This window comes from Staphylococcus sp. McC-251-APC-3A2, from assembly GCF_009695665.1.
Classification (GTDB): domain Bacteria; phylum Bacillota; class Bacilli; order Staphylococcales; family Staphylococcaceae; genus Staphylococcus; species Staphylococcus cohnii.
Map to the genome: position 1 here is coordinate 1 of NZ_VUNO01000019.1, position 1949 is coordinate 1949.

Genomic DNA, 1949 nt, shown 5'->3' on the forward strand with positions numbered 1-1949 from the left:
CTACAAATGGCATTGTATAATGCAAAGTATTCATGCTTAGTTATAACGTTTTGTATCTCCTAATTGCTTCTAACATTGTTCTTGCTTATCACTTTACGAACAACAATTATTATTTATATTTTTAAATCTCATTTTGATTTTTGAATTTAATTTTTATTTTGAAATTAGAAATATTATTTTGAAAATAATTCTTTAAAACTTTTTTGTAATTCAAATCTGAAATTACTTTTTACATTTACTTTCTTCTCTTAATGAACTTCTTAACTGAATTGATTCAACAAATGAAATCATTTATATTCTGAACTCAATCAACAATTGAACTTCAACAAATGAATTAACTTAAACAATTTATCTTAATTGGATTAATCATTCTTAATTAGAAATCAAATATCAATTACAATTCATTTCTTCTCTTTGAATGTTGATGAACAATCACAATGAAACTTCTGTGTGAACTATCTCATTAGTTGGATCTAATCCTCATACTAAAAGTAGTGACCTTATAAACTGTGTCCTTAATAACCCGACCTTTAATGTAGGTAGCTTAATCACTGCGTACTTTATTGTGCAGTCCTCTAAACTATCCACCTTAATAAGCAGTGTGCTTTAATACACAGTGTCTTTAATGCTTGGGCACTTTATAACAGATGGCGCTTTATTATCTATGCTCATTGTTTGCCTGCACCTTTAATACTTGGGTCTTATAACTGTATGTGCTTTTATATACTATGTTGAAGTATCTGCTACACATTGAATGCGTTCCACATATATCATTGTGATTACTTTCACATACATACTTTAAGAAAAGACCACCACCAATTAATAGTGATGGCCTAAACCAACGTACAGAAGAACTAGGAACTAATGAAAATAACAAGGAGTTAAATGCCCAATGGCTAATTTAGACTTTAATACTGAGCGCTCAACATTAAAGATTTAGTATATCTTTAATATCTATATTATACCATGAACGCCGTCATAATGCTACTTTATATTATCTAGTATTAATAGAAATTGCTTTTATTTTACCAATCTTTTCAATGAGCTTATTCATCGATGTCACTTCATCTGTATAGATTTGTACACTCTTAACTTTGTTATGCTGCACTAACTTTATAAATTCTTGCATAATTGGTTTGTCATCCACTTCTATAGACAGTCCATACAGTCCTTTATTGACTACCACTGTTAAATTGCCACGATGTATCGATGCTAGGATATTACTATCTTTATTGTTGTCTAACATCACGCATAGCTTGTCATTGTCTTTTAATGCTTGAAATACATTGTTATCTAACTCATATGGTTTAAATGTCTGATAGTTAGGATCTACTGTTTTGGTCGTTCCCATTTCTACAGGTTTATCTGTCGTAAGTGCTTGTACTGTAATTCGATTCTTTTGCTTATTATATTTAACGTTATTATCTGATTGTTTGATTGTTGTTAGCATATACTCACATCCTTACCATTGTTTCTTGCCATAATGATATTTTTGGAACTCATCACGAGAAACGGTATCTAATGCTTTCTCTAATTTCCATGCATAGCCTCTTGGTGTCGATTGTTCGTCGTATTTATCCCCATCACCTAAATTAATTTCATGGTCTAGCATTTGGCCTTTATACTGGTTGTGAATGTTACCAGGATTATTTTTCTCTTGCTTAACATAATGTTCACGAGATATACGACGACCAGCCTCATTTTTATTCTCAATCATTTTACGATACACTTTTACAACATCTTGCAGTTTATCCTGCATCTCTTTCGCTAGTTTTTGATGTTCATCCTTAAATCCTGTCATTTCTTTGTTGTATGCCTTGTAGAACTGGTCAAATTCTTCTTCAGTTACTTTATAATCTGATGAGTTAAGTTGTTCGTCGACTTCGATTAATTCTTGTTCTAAATCTGATTGTAGACTTTTTAATTTTGTTGCTTCTGCAAATTCATCA

2 protein-coding genes are annotated in these 1949 nt (G+C 30.8%); both read right to left on the reverse strand.

Going from position 1 to position 1949, the window contains the following annotated elements:
* Window positions 1–994: 994 nt before the first annotated feature.
* Window positions 995–1450, reverse strand: a complete 456-nt coding sequence (locus tag FYJ81_RS12945) for a hypothetical protein (RefSeq protein ID WP_040030199.1) — start codon at window positions 1448–1450, stop codon at window positions 995–997.
* A gap of 12 nt (window positions 1451–1462) precedes the next feature.
* Window positions 1463–1949, reverse strand: a 487-nt coding sequence (locus FYJ81_RS12950; protein WP_154409735.1) for a hypothetical protein, incomplete at its 5' end; no start/stop codon positions are given.

Excerpts from the sequence above, each read along its gene's own strand:
- FYJ81_RS12945 (WP_040030199.1), bottom strand. The coding sequence starts at position 1,450 with ATGCTAACAACAATCAAACAATCAGATAATAACGTTAAATATAATAAG.